Raw genomic sequence first — 19,424 nt, forward strand, 5'->3', positions numbered from 1 at the left:
TCAGCCAAAATTCAGTTCTGCCGAACTAGGCTGCCTTTAATGCTTACATCAAGGAACGCTGATGAATACACGTCATTTTTTGGTTGCAGCCTTATGCACCAGCTTAACTTTAAGTGGTTGTGCCACTATCAATCAGAACAACACCACTAAAGGCGCGGCTATTGGCGCCGCAGTGGGTGCCATTGCAGGTAAAGCCACTGGCAACCACAAAAACAAAAGGTTAGCCATTGGTGCTGCTTTGGGTGCATTAACAGGCGCTGCAGTGGGCCGTTATATGGACAATCAGGAACAGGCATTGCGTGAGCAGCTATCGGGCACTGGCGTAAAAGTGTATCGCGACGGCGATATTCTGCGTCTGGACATTCCGGCTCAGGTCACTTTTGCCGTTGGCCGCTCTGACATTCGCGCCGATTTATATCCGGTGTTAAACGATATCGCCAAAGTGCTGGGTGAATACAATAAAACCATGCTGGTGATCACAGGTCACACCGACGACACAGGCCCAATGGCGCTGAATATGCAGTTGTCACAATCCCGTGCTGACGCAGTAAAAAGTTATCTGATTGCCCAGCAGGTTGACCCTATCCGCCTGGAAACCCGCGGTGTAGGCCCAAATTATCCGGCAGTACCTAATACCAACGAAGCCAACCGCGCTATGAACCGCCGGGTTGAAATTCATATCGAACCCGTGACCGAATAAGGTTGTCCCAGGGGCGGTTGTTGGTTGTTTTTTAAACCGCCCTTTTTTCTGCTGAATTCTGCGCTGTATTGCCGACATCCACCCCCCCCACTCAAACCTGATGCTGGTTTTACATATCAGCAGCATAGCCCCACCGCCATACTGTTTAATCCGGCGAAAAAACGGTAGTCTTGGCCGGTTTTGACATCAAGGGCAATTTTGCATGCAGTTATTAATCTGGGTGACACTGATCTGGTCTTTTAGTTTTTCACTGATTGGTGAGTTTCTGGCAGGTAAAGTCGACCCTTATCTGGCGGTTGGCAGCCGGATGGCACTGGCGCTGTTGTTGTTTTTACCCTGGTTAATCCGTTATAAAACGCCGCCCGGACAAGCATTGGCATTGGCCGGTATTGGTGCAGTGCAGCTTGGGCTGATGTATCTGTTTTTTTATCACAGCTTTTTATATCTGACAGTGGCTGAAGTGCTGCTGTTCACTATTCTGACACCGGTTTATGTAGTGCTGTTTGATCGCGTTTTGCAGCGCCAAGCCATCAGCTGGCGCTGGCTTGGGCCGGCCACTTTGGCCGTGCTGGGTGCCCTGGTGATCCGCTTTACCGCCCCAACCACAGATTTCTGGCTCGGTCTGATCTTGGTGCAGGCTGCCAATCTTTGTTTTGCTTTTGGTCAGGTGGCTTACCGTCAACTGAACCTTGGCAACAGCATGCAACAACAACAGAGTTTTGGCTGGTTTTTTGTCGGTGCTTCCCTGGTTGCAGCTTTGGGCGCCTGGTTATTTGCAGACTGGCAAAAAATGCCACAACAAGGCAGCGACTGGGTCATTTTAATTTGGTTGGGGCTGGTAGCCTCTGGTCTGGGTTATTGGCTGTGGAATGCCGGCGCCCGGCAGGTGAATGCCCATCAGCTGGCTGTGATGAATAACCTGTTGATCCCGGCCGGTTTATTGGTGAATTTTGTGCTCTGGCAGCATCAGGTGAACTGGCTGACTTTTAGTCTGGGGTCGCTGTTGATTGTGTTGAGTTTAGGCTGGGGTAAAAGGCTCAGCAACTAGCTGAGCCGAAGTGAATTAGTTCACTGCATACTGACGTTGTAACGCGTTCATTTGATTCTGCAAAGCGGCGAGCTCGTGTTTCTGCTTTTGCTTCTGCTCGGCAAATTCCTGCCGCAGTTTTTGCATTTTCTGATTCAGCATCGTCAGATAATTCGACTTCGCGCCTTTTTTCTGCGCTTCGTAATATTCATTTTCAAGTGCTGTTAACTGCTGCTTTTGCTGTTGTTCAGTCAATGAAAGTTGATACTCCAGATAACGGCCTTTTTTCTTCAGGCTTTCCATCTGCAGATCGGTTTTTTTATTGCTGCTCAACACTACATTACCAGCGTTAACTTCCTGCGCCAGTTCAGCGCTTTCTTCACAAGGAAACTGACTGAAAGTAACTTTGCCGTCCTGCTCGCATTGATAGACGTTGGCATGTGCACTGGTGGCACAAAGTAATAATAAGCAAAGGCTATGACTTTTCATCGGCAGTTCTCCCAACTTGAACGTTAAATGTACAGAAGCATTTAAGATCAAGCAAGTACTGAACCAACAAAGTTACATATTTCTGACGATGTCACAGCTGGTTAACAACAGACGCCGGCAGCAGCGCCGGCGTCAAAGCCTTTAACCACGCAGCTTGCGGCGCATAAAGTTAGGCAATGCCATAGCAGCCTGATGGATATCGGCGTTGTAATATTCAGTGGGAAAATCGGCGTTATCGGCATCTTCACGACGGAAACCATCAAAAGACTGACCTTTACGTGCCAGAGTGCAGGTCCACCAACCACTTGGATACACCATTTGTGGAAAATTCAAAGTTTGCAGTGCGGCAAAACCAGCGTCTTTCATCGCTTCACGCATGGCGTTCAACAGCTCCAGGTGGATCAGCGGCGACTCACTTTGTTGCACCAGAATGCCGCCTGGTTTTAACGCATGAAAACAGCTCTGATAAAAAGCGCGGTTAAATAAACCTTCACCAGGACCAATAGGATCAGTTGAATCCACAATCACAACATCCAGGCTTTCAGGCGCCGCTTCGCGCATATATTTAATGCCGTCATCAAACAATAAGGTGACACGCGGGTCGTTATTGGAGGCACACAGCTCAGGGAAATATTGCTCCGCCATCCGGGTGACCTGCTCATCAATATCGATTTGGGTAACAGCTTGTACTGATCGATGTTTTAACACTTCACGTAAGGTACCGCAGTCACCACCGCCGATGATCACCACCTGCTGCGGATTGGGATGAGTAAACAATACCGGATGGCTTAACATCTCGTGATACAGGAAATTTTCCCGACTGCTGAGCATAATCACGCCGTCTATCACCATCATATTGCCGAATTCAGTGGTTTCGTAGACTTCAATATGTTGGAAAGGAGACTGAACTTCAGCTAACTTTTGGTGAATTTGCAGCGAAAACGCACTTCCGCTTGGTTGAAAAATCTCGGTAAACCATTGTTTAGAAATAAGTTCTGACATAGCTCCACTCCGGGCACTGGCAAAGGGGGCAATTATTTTGCCAGTGAAGCCGCTTTGGGACAAATTTTTCATGTTTTTTTGCTGCTATTGCACTTAAAATAGCGGCCTAATTTTTTGAAGGGCACGACAATGGCAGAATGGGGTATCGACAAAGCAAGATCCATCTATAACGTAGCAGTCTGGAGCGAAGGCTATTTTGACGTCAACGCACAGGGCGATCTCGTTGCTTATCCGGATCAGGATCACAGCAAACCAGGCATTAGCTTTCCGGAGCTGACTGCACGTTTTAAAGAAGAAGGATTAACGCTGCCAGTGTTGGTACGTTTTACCGACATTCTGGAACATCGTGTTGATACGCTGATCAAGTCTTTTGCCAAAGCGAAGCAAGAGCGTGAGTATCAGGGCGAATACACAGCGGTTTACCCAATCAAAGTAAACCAGCAGTTTTCCGTCGTCAGCAAACTGGTCAGCCACCACAGTGGCAAAGTGGGTCTGGAAGCAGGTTCTAAACCAGAACTGATGGCCATTTTAGGCGTCACAGAACAGCCACTGCGGATTGTCTGTAACGGTTATAAAGACAGCGAGTTTTTACGCCTGGCCACTATTGGCCAGATGATGGGCCACAGCGTTTACGTGGTGGTTGAAAAACTGTCGGAATTAAAAACCCTGATCCGCGAAATTGACAGCCTGGATGCGGCGCCTTTTATCGGTATCCGTATCAAACTGAATTCAGTGGGTAAAGGTAAATGGCAAAACACTGGTGGTGAAAAAGGTAAGTTTGGCCTCACCGCCACTCAGGTGCTGCAAGCCATTGATATTTTAAAAGAAGCCGGCAAGCTGCATTTATTACAACTGGTGCATTTCCATATTGGTTCACAAATTGCGAATATCCGTGATATTCACAACGCTATCCGTGAATGTGCCCGTCATTATGCTGAACTGCGGACCTTAGGCGTGCCTATCACCACAGTGGATGTGGGTGGTGGTCTGGGTGTGGATTACGAAGGTTCGAACTCCCGTTCTGCCTGTTCGATGAACTACACCATGTACGAATACGCCCGCAACGTCGTGTACGGTTTAAAAGAAGTCTGTGACGAATACGATTTGCCACACCCGAATATCATCACTGAATCTGGCCGCGCCATGACAGCCCACCACGCTGTACTGGTCACAGACGCTATCGACGTCGAACGCGCACCTGGCCTGCGTCATCTGCCGGAGCCAAGCGAAGATTCACCTCAGGTAGTTTGGGCTTTATGGGATTCTTACCAGAATGTCACGGCCCGCTCTGCGGTTGAGGCTTATCACGACGCTGTGCATTATTTTACCGACGCCCATGCCCAATACGTGCACGGTTTGCTGACGTTAAAAGACTGGTCGTTACTGGAGCAGATTTATTTTGCCACCATTAACAAAGTGAAAGACAAGCTGGATTTATCCTCACGTTCACACCGTGAAATTCACGATGAACTGAATGAAAAACTGGCCGACAAGTTATTCGTTAACTTCTCATTATTCCAGTCGATGCCGGATGCCTGGGGTATTGACCAGCTCTTCCCGGTGATGCCTCTGGAGCGGATGAACGAATCACTGGAACAACGCGCCATTATTCAGGACATCACCTGTGACTCAGACGGTGCACTGAAGAGTTATGCCGACGGCAATGGTATTGAATCCAGTTTGCCGCTGCCAGCGTATAAAGAAGATGAACAGTACCTGCTGGGTATGTTTATGGTCGGCGCTTATCAGGAAATTCTGGGTGATTTGCACAACCTGTTTGGCGACACCGACTCAGTGCATGTTGAACTGAACAACGATGGCAGCTACAAACTGACCAATGCCATTAAAGGTGACACTGTCGCAGACGTATTACGTTATGTGCAGTTTGACGCGGAAAAACTGCTGCAGTCGTACAAGAACCAGCTGGCGACCTCGAAGTTTAACCCTGAACAACAGGCCTCTATGCTCGAAGAGCTGAAAGCCGGTGTTTATGGTTACACCTATTTCGAAGATTAAGGTACACTGACACAGGTCGGAGCAGTCTAACACTGTCACGATGCATTGAGATACAAAGAGCAGGCCACCCTGCTCTTTTTATTTGTGGAGGAATACTTATGTTGCACTTTTTGCCTAAGCCTTTGATTGGCATTATTTCTTTTCTAATGTATCTGCTGAATACCCTGTTCTGGGCCGGCCCTGTTTTGTTATTGGCTATGTTAAAACTGCCGCCGATCCGGTTATGGCAGGTGGCCATCACCTATTTACTGGATACCTGTGCCAGTGCCTGGATCAGCCTGAACAACTTCACCACTAGTTTATTCAGCAAAATTCACTGGGATATCAAAGGCCTGGATAAGTTGTCAGTGAAGGATTGGTATCTGGTGGTGGCCAATCATCAGTCCTGGGTCGACATTCTGGTTTTGCAAAAAGTGATGAACCGGCAAATCCCGTTTTTGAAGTTTTTCCTGAAAAAAGAGCTGATTTATGTGCCTGTGATTGGCCTGTGCTGGTGGGCGCTGGATTTTCCTTTTATGAAACGCTACAGCGCGGCTTTTTTAAAAAAACATCCGCAGCTCAAAGGCAAAGACATTGAAACCACCCGCAAAGCCTGCGAAAAATTCCGTTATAAACCGGTGTCTGTGATGAATTTCCTCGAAGGCACCCGCTTTACCCCGGAAAAACAACAACAGCAGCAGTCACCATTCCGGCATTTATTAAAACCCAGGGCCGGTGGCATTTCTTTTGTGCTGAATGCCATGGGCGAACATCTGCATAAACTGCTGGATGTGACCATCTATTACCCCAAGGGTGCGCCAAGCTTCTGGGATTTTATTTCTGGTAAAGTGCACGACATTAAAGTAAGAGTAAGGGTACTGCCGATTGAACAACATTTAATAGGCGACTACGAAGATCCGCATTTTCGCGAACGTTTTCAACACTGGGTTAATCAGTTGTGGCTGGACAAAGACCGGCAACTGAGTGCTCTGCAACAGGGAGAAGTATGATGCTGATGGATGTATTCCGGTTGTTGCGTGCCCCTTTGGCGCTGCTGCTGTTTAGTCTGAACCTGAGTCTCTGGGGCATCATTGTGACAGTTTGCGGCCTGCTGAAACTGCTGCTGCCAGTGCCTGCGCTGCAGCGTCAGGTCTCGCGGCTGGCGCACTGGGCGTACCGCCACTGGTCGTTGCACAACCGTCAGCTGATCAACCTGTTTAACCCGGTCGAGTGGCAACTCTCCGGCATGACCGAACTGAAACAGGACAGCTGGTATTTATTAATATCCAACCATAAAAGCTGGCTGGATATTCCGGTATTGAGTCAGTTTGCGCTGGAACGTATTCCGGAGCCGAAGTTCTTTTTAAAAGAAGAACTAAAATGGGTACCTTTTATTGGTTCAGGCTCCTGGGCGCTGGATATGCCTTTTATGAAAAGGTACAGCCAGGCGCAAATTCAGAAAAACCCGGCACTCAAAGGCAAGGATATTGAAACCACAAAAAAATCCTGTGAAAAGTTCCGCCATACGCCCACCACTATTATTAATTTTGTCGAAGGCACCCGCTTTACCCGGGCTAAACATAAACACAAAAACAGCCCGTTCCGGCATTTATTGCCGGCCAAAGCAGGTGGTATTGCCTTTACGCTGGCCAGTATGGGCTCGCAGTTTGATGCTGTGCTGGATGTCACCTTAATTTACCCTGACAACCCCAATCATGTGCTGATCGACATGTTATTGGGTAAGTTAAAGCGGGTGGTGATCCAGGTGGAAGTGCTGCCGGTGGATGACAGCATTATTGGCGATTATTTTAACGACGAAGCTTTTCGCCAGCGCTTTCAGCAATGGCTGAACCAACGCTGGGTGCATAAAGACCAGCAAATCAGCCATTATCTGGGCACTGCGCCTGTCACTCTGACAGAGCTGGATTGTTCGTCGGTGTAACTATAAGCACTGAGCAGCAGATTGCGGGGGGTCACACTGGCCTGACACAACTGCTGCAGCTGCACCTGATACCCCTGCTCCGCCAGATATAAAGCCCGATCCAGCACCAGCCACAGTTCCAGCGGCCGGCGAAACAAATGTTGCACCAGCTCAATGCGTCTTTGCAGCAACAACAACTGTGCCGCCTGAACTAAATAACGATGGCCATCCTGCCCTGCCGGCCACTCAAGCTGATGCTGCGCCGCAGCCCAACTGGCAAAGTCGGCAAAAGCGCCACTAAACCAGTGTTTAGCGGTCGAAGGCAAAGCTCGGTATAAAGTACTGCCGCTTTGTTCACTTAGCCACAGCTGATAAGCCCGGCGCCATAACACTTCGGTATGACGTAACCGTCGCACCCGCTCGCCCGCCGTGTTTTGCCCCTGCACCGCCAGTTTCAGCTCAGCACGGCTTAACCGCAAACGGCTTGCCAAAGCCTGCTCCGACAATGGCTGATAGCACTCATCCTGCTGCAAATGGTAACAACAGGGCAGCAAATGCAGTTCAGGGCAACGGGCAGCCACCCCGGCGGTCAGCGCCACCCGGTGTAAATCACCACAGGCATGCAGCGCCACCAGCTGATCAACACTGGCCAATAACGGCTGCGACTGCGCTTCCAGCACATTGTGTTCGATAAAAAATTGGTCAAGGTTAAGTTTATTGGCACTAAGCTGGCCTTGTTGACATAACTCAGCCTGCCATTCCAGGCTTGTCACCTTATTTTGATAAGCAAAACACAACACTTTACCTAAATGGCCTTTACCGGCGCACCACTCCAGCACCTTGCTGCCGGGTTTGCCAACAGCTTCGGCAAACAAGCTGATTTGTTGCCATTTGCGCCCACCAATATCGGTGCTGAGCCAGAAAGGTAATTCCAGCCCCTGTGGTGCAAAGTGCTGAAGCTTTGGTAAAGCCGCAAATAACAATGGGAAAAAACCGGCAAAATACTGCTGTTGTAATGCCGGGCTTTGGTCGATAGCGTCACATTGTTCCAGACTGAAAGATAACAACAGCTCGTTTAGGCTGTGATCGGCAAAAGGCAGATCATTTTGCTGCATCGGCTGCAACCGCCAATAAGCTTGCTGCTGCTCCAGTAGCTGGTCCAGCTGTAAAAACCACAACTTCAGATCGTCAATCGACACAGATTATCCGCTTTTAAGGCCATATCAGATTGGCATTATACGAAGGCAAGTTGCAGCAAAGCTACTGTTCCGGCGCCCGGCACTGGCCTATGCCGCCCAGTTATGCCAGACTAAAACAACCCCGGTTTTTGCGCAGAATAAACAAATGAATGATTTAGTTCGTGTAATGCATGTTGAAGATGATCAATCTATTCAGGATGTTGCCAGAGTGGCACTGGAAATAGTCGGCGGTTATCAGGTGTGCACCTGCAGCTCGGGTCAGGAAGCCCTGGACAAATTCAACAGCTTTGCACCGCAGCTGGTGCTGCTGGACGTGATGATGCCTGGCATGGACGGCCCCACCACCCTGAAACAGCTGCAACAAAGGTACGATCTGCGTCTGGTGCCGGTGGTGTTTATGACGGCCAAGGTGCAGGCCAGCGAAATTGAATCTTATAAAGCGCTGGGCGCCAGTGACGTGGTCGTCAAACCTTTTGACCCTATGACCTTATCAAGCCAAATCCGGCAGATCTGGCTTGATGGTCATCAGGCTTAATCCTGCTCCTGCCGCGCTTTAGCGGCAGTTTCAAACAACTGATTGTTTTGTGAGGCAAAATCTTCGGCCGAAACAGGGCTATTCAGATAAAAATTCAGTGGTAATAAGCTGTTATCAAATTTAGGCGCCAGCTGGCGCGATTCATCAAACCAAAAACCCAGCCCCAGGCTTTGTACACTGAGTAACAACGCCAATCCAAAAGCCATGGCTATTTTTTTACCGGTGCTGACCTGCATCGCCAGATAAAAATTCGCCCCCAGCAGCAAGGTGAAGATCAGCAAACGTCCGCCTTCCTGCAACCAATTGATAGCGGCGGCTCCGTCAAAACTGAAATTGAGGATCACCATCAGACCCTGCCATACCGCCAGCACACTGAGCCCTATAAAAGTGATGCCTAACTGGGGTAAAAATCTGGCTTCGTGCTGATTAATTTTGGACCAGAGCGCCAGCACGGCCGGCCATAAAGTTAACACCAGCAATAACAAGGGCAAATTGGCCAGACTGCGCGACCACTGCGCCTGTTGTTGCTCCGGTGCCGACAACCAGAGATGAAACACTTCTTCCAGCACTACAAACAGCAACAGCAGCAGGATCATGCCAAGATGACCACAACGCAACAGCAGTTGTTCCAGTGGATTAAAAGGCAAGGCCGGCACCACCTGATGGCTGTCGTCGTAAATACGCACCGCTTGTTCACCCAGCCAGCACAACTGACCCGACGCCAGCGGCTGAGCTTCGGTCAGTGGTTGTTTTGGTTGCAGATAACTGCCATTCATCGAGGCCAGATCCCGCAATAACCATTGCCCTTGTTCGTCCTGCACCAGCTCGGCATGATGTGGACAAATATGTTTGTCGTACAAAATCACATCATTGTCATAAGCCCGGCCCAGCGCCACTCTGTGCTGGCTGAATTTATGGCGTTCTGTCACTTTGTGCTGTTTATTCAGCACCTCAATAATTATTGCCATAACACAGCCTCACTAAATTTGCGGGCAAAAGCCTGAGCGTTTTCCTGACTGACCCCTGACAAGGTAAAGTGGCTGATCACCCCTTGCTGCTGATGATCGAGCGAAGCCGCCAGATATAACACATCAAACAAAGCGGCAAAGTTGCGGTAAGCCCGCACACAAAAAATAGTTTTGGCGTGTTGGCCATTGGCCTGCTGCACCACCTTGTGCTGACACTCAAAAGAGGTCACATCTTCTTTGCTGGCCTGATTATCGGCATTGGCACTACTGATATTCTGCTGATAACGGTTAAAAAACTGCAGCGGATGTAAAGCAGCACCGTGTAACCACTCAAACTGCATCTCAATACGGCCGGTGCTGAACTGCTGAGACAGGAAAATTTCTTCGCCCTGACTACAAAATGCCGCTACTTTTTTCAGCTGATCTTTGCTTTTTTCCACATTGGATTCACCCCAGCAACGGATAAAAGGCACCACTTCGTCCGGCACCTTGCCCGGGCCAAAATCTTTGAGTTGCCAGTTAGCCGCTAAAATTTCACTGAACATTTTTTGCTGACTGTCAAACAGCTGCTGCGCTATTTGTTTGGGTAAATCGGCATCATTCTGTTGTTGCTGATAACTGGCGAGCAAGCGCTGCAGCGCATCGGCTGGCACCAGAAAACCTAGCTGATTACCGGCAGAAGCAACATTCACCCCAACCACCTTGCCACTGGCATCCACTGTGGGGCCACCGCTCATGCCGGCATTCACAGCGCCAGTAAAATGAATGCGCGGGTAATAACTGTATTTTTGCAGGCCATTGTAGGTGCCGGGTACCAGGATCATGCCCAAATCATGCGGGTTGCCCAGTGAATACAAGGTCGCGCCCTGCACCGGCTTTTCGGTCTGAATACTAAACCTTGCCTCTGGCTGATAATCGGTTTGCACCAGCGCCAGATCGTTGACCACATCCACAGCCAACACTGTTAAAGCGCCTTTTTGCTGGTTGACCGCCAGATATTCCAGCTGATATTTGTCGGGAAATAACACAGCTTCCGACACCACGTGGTAATTGGTGACCAGTAAATTCGGTTGCTCCAGCACAAAACCGGTGCCAATCGAAGACTTGGCGCCCGAGGCTTTTTCCAGCACCCGCACCTGCAATAACGCAGGTTCATAACGGGCAAATAATTGCTCGGCCGAATCGGCTTGCACCTTCAGAGTGGTGAGCAACAACAAACAACAGCAAAACCAAATCCAGCGCATAACAGATCCTTGTGTACTCAGATGCCAGCACGCATCTGCAACAGCCGCAAACCGGCTGTATTGCCAGGTTAATACAACAAACTATACAGCTTACGCCGGTAAGTTGCGGTCAGGGCATCCCCTTTGGGTTGCACCGCCAGCATATCCAGCATCAGTTTTTTACTTTCGCCAAAATTTAAATCCTGTTGCAGAATTTTATACAACAGCGCCAGCGCATCAGCCACTCTGTTGGCTTGCTGATACTGCACAGCCAGCTGCTGACACAACAATAAATTATCCGGCTCTGTTGCCAGCTGCTGTTCCAGCGCGCGGATCTCCGGGCTGTCGGCTGCTTGCTCGGCCAATTCGATTAATGCCAGCACCTGCTGATACAAGCCATCCTGATCGGCCAGCAGCACAGTGCCCAGCAACTGTTTGGCTTCGTCAATTTTGCCAAGTGAAGCAGCGCAATAGGCCAGCATTTTGCGGATATCCGCCCGCTCTGGTGCCATTTGCTGCGCCTGAGCTAACAGCGGATAAGCCTCGGCCCACTGCTGCGCTGCCAGCAGCGGCTCTGCCTGTTGCAACAACAAGTCGTCTGCTTTGGGCAAATAAGGCTGCAAGCGCTGACGGATTTGCGTTTCGTTTTCCGCACCGGCAAAACCGTCCACCGGCTGGCCATTTTGAATAAAGAGCGTGGTTGGCACACTGCGTACGCCAAATTGCATTGCCAGTTCCTGTTCCAGATCGCAGTTCACTGTGGCCAGCACTAATTGTTCCGGATAAGCACTACTGATCCCCGACAACAACTGCAACAACATTTTGCTTTGTTCAGCACGTTCAGACCAAAACGCAAAAATCACCAGTTTTTGTTGGGATAAGGCTAATAAATCCCGCACGTTTTCAAAACCAGCCGCAACCTGATTCACCAAGACAACACCTGTAACTGAATTAACTTATTGATTTAATACTATGTGGTCAGGCCGGTGTTTTTGCAAGGCACAGCCTTGCCGTTGCCGTAATTGTCGGCAACGGCCGGAAAATATGCCGCCAACAGCGGCAAAAGCCAAAAAAGAAGTCGACAAAGCCTGAGTTTTTCCCTTAGAGTAACGCCCTGACGAGCCTGCAAAATGAACTTCTGAGCACAGAAGTCACCACTAAAAATCAGGGCCGTAGTTTGAACTATTTGTTGCCAGTGCCTTACGCTGCCAACCTGTCCACGTAGCAAAAGAATTTCTTGTTTCGACAAGACCCAACCGGAACTGCGCCCGTGTTTTTTCACCACAGCCGCAGCGCCGATATTTTTGCATACGCGAACTATGAGACCTGAGTCATGAGCCAACAAAACCAACCAGAAATGCTGTCTGGCGGTGCCATGTTAGTTCGCGCCCTGCACGATGAGGGCGTGGAATACGTTTATGGTTACCCCGGCGGCGCCGTGTTACATATCTATGATGCGCTGTTCCAGCAAAATGATGTGAAGCATGTGCTGGTCCGCCACGAACAAGCTGCAACCCATATGGCGGACGCATATGCCCGTGCCAGCGGCAAAGCTGGCGTCGTGCTCGTCACTTCAGGCCCTGGTGCCACCAATGCGGTCACCGGCATTGCCACTGCTTATATGGATTCTATTCCGATGGTGGTGATTTGTGGTCAGGTGATGAGCCACCTGATTGGCGACGACGCTTTCCAGGAAACCGATATGCTCGGTATTTCCCGCCCTATTGTGAAACACAATATGTCGGTCAGAAACCCGGCTGATATACCGGAAATGGTGAAAAAGGCCTTTTATATCGCCCAAAGTGGCCGGCCTGGCCCCGTGGTATTGGATATCCCAAAAGATATGACCATGCCCAATCAGAAATTTCCGTATTCTTATCCTAAAGATATCAAGCTGCGCTCTTATAACCCCAATGCCAAAGGCCATCCGGGGCAAATTAAAAAGGCGCTGCAAACCTTATTGGCCGCCAAAAGGCCGGTGCTTTATTCAGGCGGCGGGGTGATTTTAGGCCGCGCCTCTGAAGAGCTGACTGAGCTTGCCAGAAGGTTAAATTTACCTGTCACCAATACCCTGATGGGACTGGGCGCTTATCCGGCGTCGGATAAACAATTTATTGGCATGCTGGGTATGCACGGCAGTTATGAAGCCAACCAGGCCATGCATCATGCCGATGTGATTTTTGCTGTGGGCGCCCGTTTTGATGACAGGGTCACCAACGCCACCAAAAAATTCTGCCCCAATGCCACTATTATTCACATCGATATAGACCCGGCCAGTATTTCCAAAACAGTCAACGCTCATGTGCCTATTGTGGGTTTGGTTAAACCTGTGTTGCAGGAAATGCTCAGCCAGCTGGACAAACAGGACAGCAAATCTCAGGCACAGCTGGACCAAACAGCGCTCAACCAGTGGTGGCAGCAAATTCAGCAATGGCGTGAAGTGCATGGCGGCCGTTATGAGCAGCGCTCCGATCTGCTGAAACCTCAGGCCGTGATTGAAGCCGTGCACCGTCACACCAAAGGTGAAGCTTATGTCACTTCTGACGTGGGCCAGCACCAGATGTTTGCGGCGCAGTATTACAAGTTTGATAAACCCAACCGCTGGATCAACTCAGGTGGCCTTGGCACCATGGGTTTTGGTTTACCGGCCGCTATGGGCGTAAAACTGCATTACCCGGACGCTGAAGTGGTCTGTGTCACAGGTGAAGGTTCCATTCAGATGAATATTCAGGAGCTGTCGACCTGCAAACAATATGGCCTTGGCGTCAAAATCATCAACCTGAACAACGGTTATCTGGGCATGGTGAAGCAGTGGCAGGATATGAACTACGACTCACGTTATTCCAGTTCATACATGGATTCGCTGCCGGACTTTGTCAAGCTGGCCGAAGCTTATGGCCATATTGGTATCCGCGTCACCAGTCCGGAAGAGTTAGAACCAGCGCTGGAGCGGGCTTTTGCCTTAAAAGACCGGCTGGTGTTTCTGGATATTCATATTGATCCCAAAGAACATGTGTACCCGATGCAGGTGCCGGGTGGCGCCATGAATGACATGTTCTTAAGCAAAACGGAGCGGACTTAACATGCGGCACATTATTGCAGTTCTGCTGGAAAACGAGTCCGGCGCCCTGGCCCGTGTGGTGGGTTTGTTTGCCCAGCGGGGTTATAACATTGATTCGTTAACAGTGGCTGCCACTGAAGACCCAACCATGTCACGCCTGACCTTGGTCACGCGCGGTGACGACCAGGTCATAGAACAAATCACCAAACAGCTGCATAAGCTGATTGAAGTGGTCAAGCTGGTGGACTTAAGCGAAAGCGCTCATATCGAACGGGAGCTGATGATGGTGAAGGTGAAAGCCAGCGGCGAACAGCGGGAAGAAGTCAAACGTTGTGCCGATATCTTCCGCGGCCAGATCATCGACGTATCGCCTACTACTTATACCATTCAGGTGGTAGGGACCAGTGACAAACTGGAAGCTTTTATTGAAGCCATGCGCAACACCCAGATCCTGGAAGTGGTACGTACCGGCGTTTCGGGCATTTCCAGAGGCGAAAAAGCGCTGGCCCTCTGAAACCGGGCACTCTCACAAGGGTAAAAACAACCAGGGGCGCTGCTGCCAATAGCAGCGCCCCTTTTTTATGTTGCACCAAATGAACTCAGCCCGCTTTCAGCGCTGTTGGATTGATATCCTGCTCTGCGGTTTGGGGCGCTGTTTTGGCCATATGCCGGCCGTACACCAGCTGAAATAATGGGGTGGCCATTAAGGTGGTGACTATCGCCATTAACACCATAATGGAAAATAATCCCTGCTGGATCACGCCATAACTCAACGCAATATTAATAATAATCAGCTCCATCAAGCCACGGGAGTTCATTAAAGCGCCCACTGCCATTGCAGTGCGGTTATCGGCTCCGCCAATACGCGCGGCAGCCCAACAGGCCACGCCTTTGGCAAAAATAGACGCCGCCAGAATAATCAGTGCTGTCGAAAACACCTGCCAGGAGCCCAGCACATCAAGCTTGGTTTTTAAACCTGAATAAGTAAAAAACATCGGCAACAGCACAAACACAGTGATGTTGCTTAAACGGGCGCTGACCATTTCAGTCATTTTGCCTCTGGGCATCGCAATACCCAATAAAAAACCACCAAACACAGCGTGCAGGCCCACCCACTCCATGGCATAAGCTGACAGCGCCCACAGCAGCAGCACCAGCAAAAACACCGGCTGAGTTAACACTCCGGTGTGGTCGACCTTGTCGGCCAGCGGCTGTAACCAGCCACGGACTTTGGTCAGCATCAAAGAAGCGTAAATGGCTCCACCCAGCACAGCCTTGATGGCCAGCAAAGCCCCACCACCAAAACTGGCCAGGACCACAGCAAGCACTATCCAGGCCGCAGCATCATCAATAGCACCGGCAGCCAGCGCAAGGGTGCCTAAAGCAGTGCCTGCCAGTTTACGTTCATAAATAATGCGCGCCAACATTGGAAAAGCGGTAATGGCAATAGCAGCGCCCATAAAAAGTGCGGCATTGGTGTAGGAAATATTGGCGGCGAATAAACCGGGTTGCTCCAGCAGCCATACACACAATAAAGCACCGACGATAAAAGGCACTATCATGCCAGCAAGCGAAACCCCGACAGCACTGCGGGCTTGTTGTTTAAATAACCGGGTATTAAATTCCAGCCCAACCAGAAACATATAAAGGCCAACACCAATTTGGGCACCTATGTACAAAATGGGCATAGTGTCGGCGACAAAAATACCTTGTTGCAGCTCTGGCCAAAACAAACCAAACAACGAAGGTCCCAGTACCACACCGGCAATCATTTCGCCCACCACCCTGGGTTGGCCGATAAATCTGGCCAGATAACCAAACAGCTGTGCAGCCAGCAAAATAATCACTAACTGTTGGGCAAAAGCCCAGGCCAACTCGGTATTTGTCATAGATATCACTCGCTATTGCTGTTGTTTTGTAGGCAATGCAGGACAGAGGGTTGTGCGCAGATTGCACCTGGGGATCGGACGCTTGACCGATTCACCGCCGGCTGTGACCGGTCTGTTATTTTGACTCAGCACCATAACGCTGCCCCAGGCCCATAGCAAGCATTTTGTCGTGTGGCTTTTTACGCAGCAATGCCGCTATTTATCACTGTCGCGCCTAGGCAACACAGGCCATTTCTGGCATGCTGCAGCTTTTGCATACGGAATACACTGATGTCAAATCATGAGTCTGAACAGGTCGATCAAAGCCTGCTGTTTGAAGTGATCGAAAACCAGCTGGCAGATGCTTATCCGGCCAAAGTCAAAGCCACTTTAATGCGCCTGCGTATGACGGGTCACAGCCAGGAAGAAGCAATGGAACTGATTGCCTGCGCGCTGGCGCCGGAAATGCTGGCCGTGGTTGAACAGCAGCAACAGTTTAATCTGGCCCGTTATGAACAACATCTGGATCTGTTGCCACAAACCCCTTGGCTGGAAGCCGAATAACCATTTTTATTGTTGCTCAAAACAGGGAAGCACCTTGTGATCTTGCGTCTGATAAGCCTGTGTTGTTGTCTCTGGTTGTTGTCTGGCTGTCAGAGTAAAGTTGCTGCGCCCACCGAAGCGCAGTTGTATCTGCAAACCATCAGCAATTTACCCGCCGCCGAACAGCTGCCGCCTTATGCCACCTTGTATCAGAGTTATCTGCAAAGTACAGAAGTAGCCAAAACGGCTCAAGCCTGGAAAAAATGGCAACAGCAAGCGGCCGCAAAACAGTGTCAGCAGCTGGACTGGCAACAAGGGCAAAAAGACAATTTCTGGACGCTGGCGTTTTATCGCCATGCGATTCAGTGTTTTAGTGAAAAGCCGGATCAGGCTCAGTTAAAACACTGGCATGCATATCTGAACTATCTGCGCAGCGGCATACTGCAAACTGGCCACGGCAAAACATCTTATGGCGCTTATCAGATCAATCTGTATCAGGACGGGCACGATCTGATGCAACTGCTTGGCATGCAGGTGCTGGATTATTACGCCGAACTGTCCGCCGGCAACAATGCGCTGCATTATGTGCTGCAGGTGTACGACAGCAGCGATCAGAAATTTAAAGCCATTTATCTGGAAAACCAGCGTTATCTGCATGCACTCGATCAGATCCCTTTTCCTTTTACCGGCCTGGTTGACGGCTGGAGCCGGCAGATGCAACCGGAATACACCAAAACCAACTCAGTGTTGCTGGTGCCTGTAGCGATGATGCTGCAACAACAAGGTGACACAGCACAGGCGGTTAATCTTTACCAACAAGCGATCAATGCGGGGTCGCATCAGGCCGCGGTCAAACTGGCTGAACTCTGTTATCAGGCCGAGCTGAACCTCAGCAAAAACCAATGTCACCAATGGTTACTGGCTGCTGCAGACGATGACTATGTGCCGGCGCTGCAATTTTTACTGTTCCTGCATCAAAGTGGCCGGCTTGGCAAAGTGGATGAAGGCAATATCAGATTGCAACGCGCGCAAATCAACGAGCTCGCCGGTGCTGGTCAGGCGGAGTTACAGCTGTCGCGTTATTATTTTGGCAATAAATTTGGCAAGTCCGACCCGGCACAAGGTGATTTCTGGTTAAAACAAGCAGCCGCTGCCGGTATGCAGGACGCCATGGCATTTTATTTGCTGTCGCAGCTGGAACAGCATCCGGAGCAACACGCCGCTCTGGCTGAACAGTTAAAACCTTTTGCCGATCAAGGCAATAGTATTGCCGCTTACCTTTATGCATCTCAGCTGATACAACAAAATCCACCACCGGCCAAAGTGCCGGCCGCCGAATCTTATTTGCTGCAGGCCAGCAAAAACTGGCATCCGGAAGCCCTGTATCTGCTGGGTTACGGTTATGAAGAAGCCCTGTTTGGCGAGGCTAAACCGGAACTGGCACTGCATTATTACCGCTTGGCGGCCGAACGGTTTTTTAGCAGGGCTATGCTCAGGCTTGGTACTTTATACCGTGATGGTGAACTGCTGCCAAAAAACAGTGAACTGGCTAATCGCTGGTTTATGTTATGCAGCAAACAAGGCAATGTGGCCTGCGCTTTTAATGCCGGCCTGATGTTTGATGATGGTGACGGTGTGGCAGCGGATGCTAAAACGGCGGCGTATTTTTATCAGTATGCCGCAGCAGAAGGTTATACCCCGGCTAAAAACCGGCTGGCTTTGTTGTATCTGTTTGGCAAAGGCGTCAAAGAGGATACCACCAAAGCTTTGGCGTTGTTCACCGAAGCGGCCGCTGCCGGTAGCCACAGCGCCAACTATTATCTCGGACTGCTGTATTTTGAAGGCAAAGTGGTGCCGCGCGATTTTGCCAAAGCCAAATTGTATTTTGAGCAGGCTGGCGAACACCCGAATGCCATCCGCTATTTGCAAAACTGGCAACAGATGACTGGGCAGCAGGTCAGGCCCTGACTTCCGCTCAATTAATAACCAGTTGTTTTACAATGATCTGTATTCAATTGGTGACTAAATGTAATGGCGCTGGCATCTACACTCAGCCGTCGTATAAGCTGCGGCAGATATTCAAATCCGGAGTAACCCCAATGCAGAAAAAAACCGCCCCAGTGCTGGCCAGTCTGGCCGCCGCTATGCTCTTTGTCTGTGCACCAGTCAGCGCCACAGTGGTGCTGGTCAAAACCAGTCTGGGTAATTTTGAAGTAAACCTGTTTGATCAAACCACGCCAGCCACAGTGAATAACTTCCTGGCTTATGTCAAAAATGGCAGTTACCAGAACACTGTGTTTCACCGTAGCGTCAAAGGTTTTGTGTTGCAGGGTGGTGGTTTTCGCTTTAGCGGTGACAACAATGCGCCTTTTACTGCTGTCCCTCAGCTGGCTGCCGTTGTTAACGAACCTAAGTTATCCAATGTGCGCGGCACTATTGCCATGGCAAAAATCAGCGGTAACGCCAACAGCGCAACCAATCAATGGTTTATTAATTTAAGTGACAACAGCGCCAACCTGGATCTGCAAAATGGTGGTTTTACCGTTTTTGGGACTGTGACGGGCACAGGTATGGAAATTATTGACTCCATCAGTAACTTACCAAATAACCTCAATACCAATTATCCGGAAGTCCCGCTGCGTAACTACACAGCAGCCGACGGCGCGGCCAAAACGCCGGTCACCAGCAATAACCTGGTGACCATTGAAAGCATCACAGTGATCAACGCTGAAGTGAATACAGCTGCTGGTCTGAATCCAAAAACCAATACGCTGATCACCAGCAAACCTGACAGCGGAAGTTCAGGCTCATCAGGCGGCAGTCTGGGCTGGTTCAGCTTGCTGGCAGGTGCCTTCCTGGTTTGGCGCCGCCGCAGCTGTTAAGCCAGTCACAC

Annotated in this window: 19 protein-coding genes; 11 read left to right on the forward strand and 8 right to left on the reverse strand. The window is 50.1% G+C overall.

Annotation, left to right across the window (positions count from 1 at the left end; translation table 11 throughout):
* Positions 1 to 61: 61 nt before the first annotated feature.
* Both V7P87_RS09260 and V7P87_RS09265 read left to right on the forward strand, forming a co-directional pair.
* Complete coding sequence (locus V7P87_RS09260; RefSeq protein ID WP_333797182.1) at positions 62 to 700, forward strand: OmpA family protein; 639 nt, start codon at positions 62 to 64, stop codon at positions 698 to 700.
* 202 nt (positions 701 to 902) lie between these two features.
* Positions 903 to 1,748 carry an EamA family transporter gene (locus tag V7P87_RS09265; protein WP_333797183.1) on the forward strand — a complete coding sequence of 282 codons (846 nt, stop codon included), beginning with the start codon at positions 903 to 905 and terminating at the stop codon, positions 1,746 to 1,748.
* A 15-nt stretch (positions 1,749 to 1,763) separates the two neighbouring features.
* On the opposite strand, the gene V7P87_RS09270 is transcribed toward V7P87_RS09265, so the two are convergent.
* Together V7P87_RS09270 and speE are read right to left on the reverse strand one after the other, a co-directional pair.
* On the reverse strand, positions 1,764 to 2,216 hold the full coding sequence (locus V7P87_RS09270) for a DUF4124 domain-containing protein (RefSeq protein WP_333797184.1): 453 nt from the start codon (positions 2,214 to 2,216) through the stop codon (positions 1,764 to 1,766).
* Positions 2,217 to 2,357: 141 nt separating this feature from the next.
* Positions 2,358 to 3,218, reverse strand: coding sequence for a polyamine aminopropyltransferase (gene speE / locus V7P87_RS09275; protein ID WP_333797185.1), 861 nt, complete (start codon positions 3,216 to 3,218; stop codon positions 2,358 to 2,360).
* 129 nt (positions 3,219 to 3,347) lie between these two features.
* Between speE and speA the strand changes: the two genes are divergently transcribed.
* From speA to V7P87_RS09290, 3 genes are all read left to right on the forward strand, one after another.
* Positions 3,348 to 5,234 (forward strand): biosynthetic arginine decarboxylase, encoded by a 1,887-nt coding sequence (speA, locus tag V7P87_RS09280; protein ID WP_333797186.1) that lies wholly within the window; start codon positions 3,348 to 3,350, stop codon positions 5,232 to 5,234.
* A gap of 98 nt (positions 5,235 to 5,332) precedes the next feature.
* Complete coding sequence (locus V7P87_RS09285) at positions 5,333 to 6,223, forward strand: acyltransferase (protein ID WP_333797187.1); 891 nt, start codon at positions 5,333 to 5,335, stop codon at positions 6,221 to 6,223.
* The gene (locus tag V7P87_RS09290) at positions 6,220 to 7,155 is read left to right on the forward strand and encodes an acyltransferase (RefSeq protein WP_333797188.1); all 936 of its coding nucleotides are present in this window, start codon (positions 6,220 to 6,222) and stop codon (positions 7,153 to 7,155) included. Before V7P87_RS09285 ends, V7P87_RS09290 begins: the two co-directional genes overlap by 4 nt.
* Here V7P87_RS09290 and V7P87_RS09295 read toward each other — a convergent pair.
* Positions 7,101 to 8,333: a methyltransferase gene (locus V7P87_RS09295; RefSeq protein WP_333797189.1), complete on the reverse strand. Its 1,233-nt coding sequence runs from the start codon at positions 8,331 to 8,333 to the stop codon at positions 7,101 to 7,103. The genes V7P87_RS09290 and V7P87_RS09295 overlap by 55 nt on opposite strands.
* 145 nt (positions 8,334 to 8,478) lie before the next feature.
* Between V7P87_RS09295 and V7P87_RS09300 the strand changes: the two genes are divergently transcribed.
* A complete protein-coding gene (locus tag V7P87_RS09300) occupies positions 8,479 to 8,868 on the forward strand; it encodes a response regulator (protein ID WP_333797190.1) in 390 nt (129 codons plus the stop codon).
* On the opposite strand, the gene V7P87_RS09305 is transcribed toward V7P87_RS09300, so the two are convergent.
* The 4 genes from V7P87_RS09305 to V7P87_RS09320 form a co-directional block, all read right to left on the reverse strand.
* A complete protein-coding gene (locus tag V7P87_RS09305; RefSeq protein WP_333797191.1) occupies positions 8,865 to 9,836 on the reverse strand; it encodes an FHA domain-containing protein in 972 nt (323 codons plus the stop codon). The genes V7P87_RS09300 and V7P87_RS09305 overlap by 4 nt on opposite strands.
* Positions 9,827 to 11,080 (reverse strand): S1 family peptidase, encoded by a 1,254-nt coding sequence (locus V7P87_RS09310; RefSeq protein ID WP_333797192.1) that lies wholly within the window; start codon positions 11,078 to 11,080, stop codon positions 9,827 to 9,829. Before V7P87_RS09310 ends, V7P87_RS09305 begins: the two co-directional genes overlap by 10 nt.
* A gap of 68 nt (positions 11,081 to 11,148) precedes the next feature.
* Complete coding sequence (locus V7P87_RS09315) at positions 11,149 to 11,988, reverse strand: tetratricopeptide repeat protein (protein ID WP_333797193.1); 840 nt, start codon at positions 11,986 to 11,988, stop codon at positions 11,149 to 11,151.
* Positions 11,989 to 12,029: 41 nt separating this feature from the next.
* Positions 12,030 to 12,308 (reverse strand): hypothetical protein, encoded by a 279-nt coding sequence (locus tag V7P87_RS09320; protein WP_296298217.1) that lies wholly within the window; start codon positions 12,306 to 12,308, stop codon positions 12,030 to 12,032.
* An 84-nt stretch (positions 12,309 to 12,392) separates the two neighbouring features.
* Here V7P87_RS09320 and V7P87_RS09325 point away from each other — a divergent pair, with 84 nt between their 5' ends.
* Both V7P87_RS09325 and ilvN read left to right on the forward strand, forming a co-directional pair.
* Positions 12,393 to 14,141 (forward strand): acetolactate synthase 3 large subunit, encoded by a 1,749-nt coding sequence (locus V7P87_RS09325; protein WP_296298219.1) that lies wholly within the window; start codon positions 12,393 to 12,395, stop codon positions 14,139 to 14,141.
* 1 nt (position 14,142) lies between these two features.
* Positions 14,143 to 14,634: an acetolactate synthase small subunit gene (gene ilvN, locus V7P87_RS09330; protein ID WP_296298221.1), complete on the forward strand. Its 492-nt coding sequence runs from the start codon at positions 14,143 to 14,145 to the stop codon at positions 14,632 to 14,634.
* An 85-nt stretch (positions 14,635 to 14,719) separates the two neighbouring features.
* Here the strand turns inward: ilvN and V7P87_RS09335 are convergent, their stop codons facing one another.
* Positions 14,720 to 16,009, reverse strand: a complete 1,290-nt coding sequence (locus V7P87_RS09335; protein ID WP_333797194.1) for a cation:proton antiporter — start codon at positions 16,007 to 16,009, stop codon at positions 14,720 to 14,722.
* 270 nt (positions 16,010 to 16,279) lie between these two features.
* Between V7P87_RS09335 and V7P87_RS09340 the strand changes: the two genes are divergently transcribed.
* From V7P87_RS09340 to V7P87_RS09350, 3 genes are all read left to right on the forward strand, one after another.
* Positions 16,280 to 16,552 carry a hypothetical protein gene (locus V7P87_RS09340; RefSeq protein WP_333797195.1) on the forward strand — a complete coding sequence of 91 codons (273 nt, stop codon included), beginning with the start codon at positions 16,280 to 16,282 and terminating at the stop codon, positions 16,550 to 16,552.
* 36 nt (positions 16,553 to 16,588) lie between these two features.
* Positions 16,589 to 18,499 (forward strand): tetratricopeptide repeat protein, encoded by a 1,911-nt coding sequence (locus V7P87_RS09345; protein ID WP_333797196.1) that lies wholly within the window; start codon positions 16,589 to 16,591, stop codon positions 18,497 to 18,499.
* A gap of 131 nt (positions 18,500 to 18,630) precedes the next feature.
* Complete coding sequence (locus V7P87_RS09350; RefSeq protein ID WP_333797197.1) at positions 18,631 to 19,413, forward strand: peptidylprolyl isomerase; 783 nt, start codon at positions 18,631 to 18,633, stop codon at positions 19,411 to 19,413.
* Positions 19,414 to 19,424: the final 11 nt, after the last annotated feature.

This window comes from Rheinheimera sp. (genome assembly GCF_036782235.1).
Taxonomy (GTDB): domain Bacteria; phylum Pseudomonadota; class Gammaproteobacteria; order Enterobacterales; family Alteromonadaceae; genus Pararheinheimera.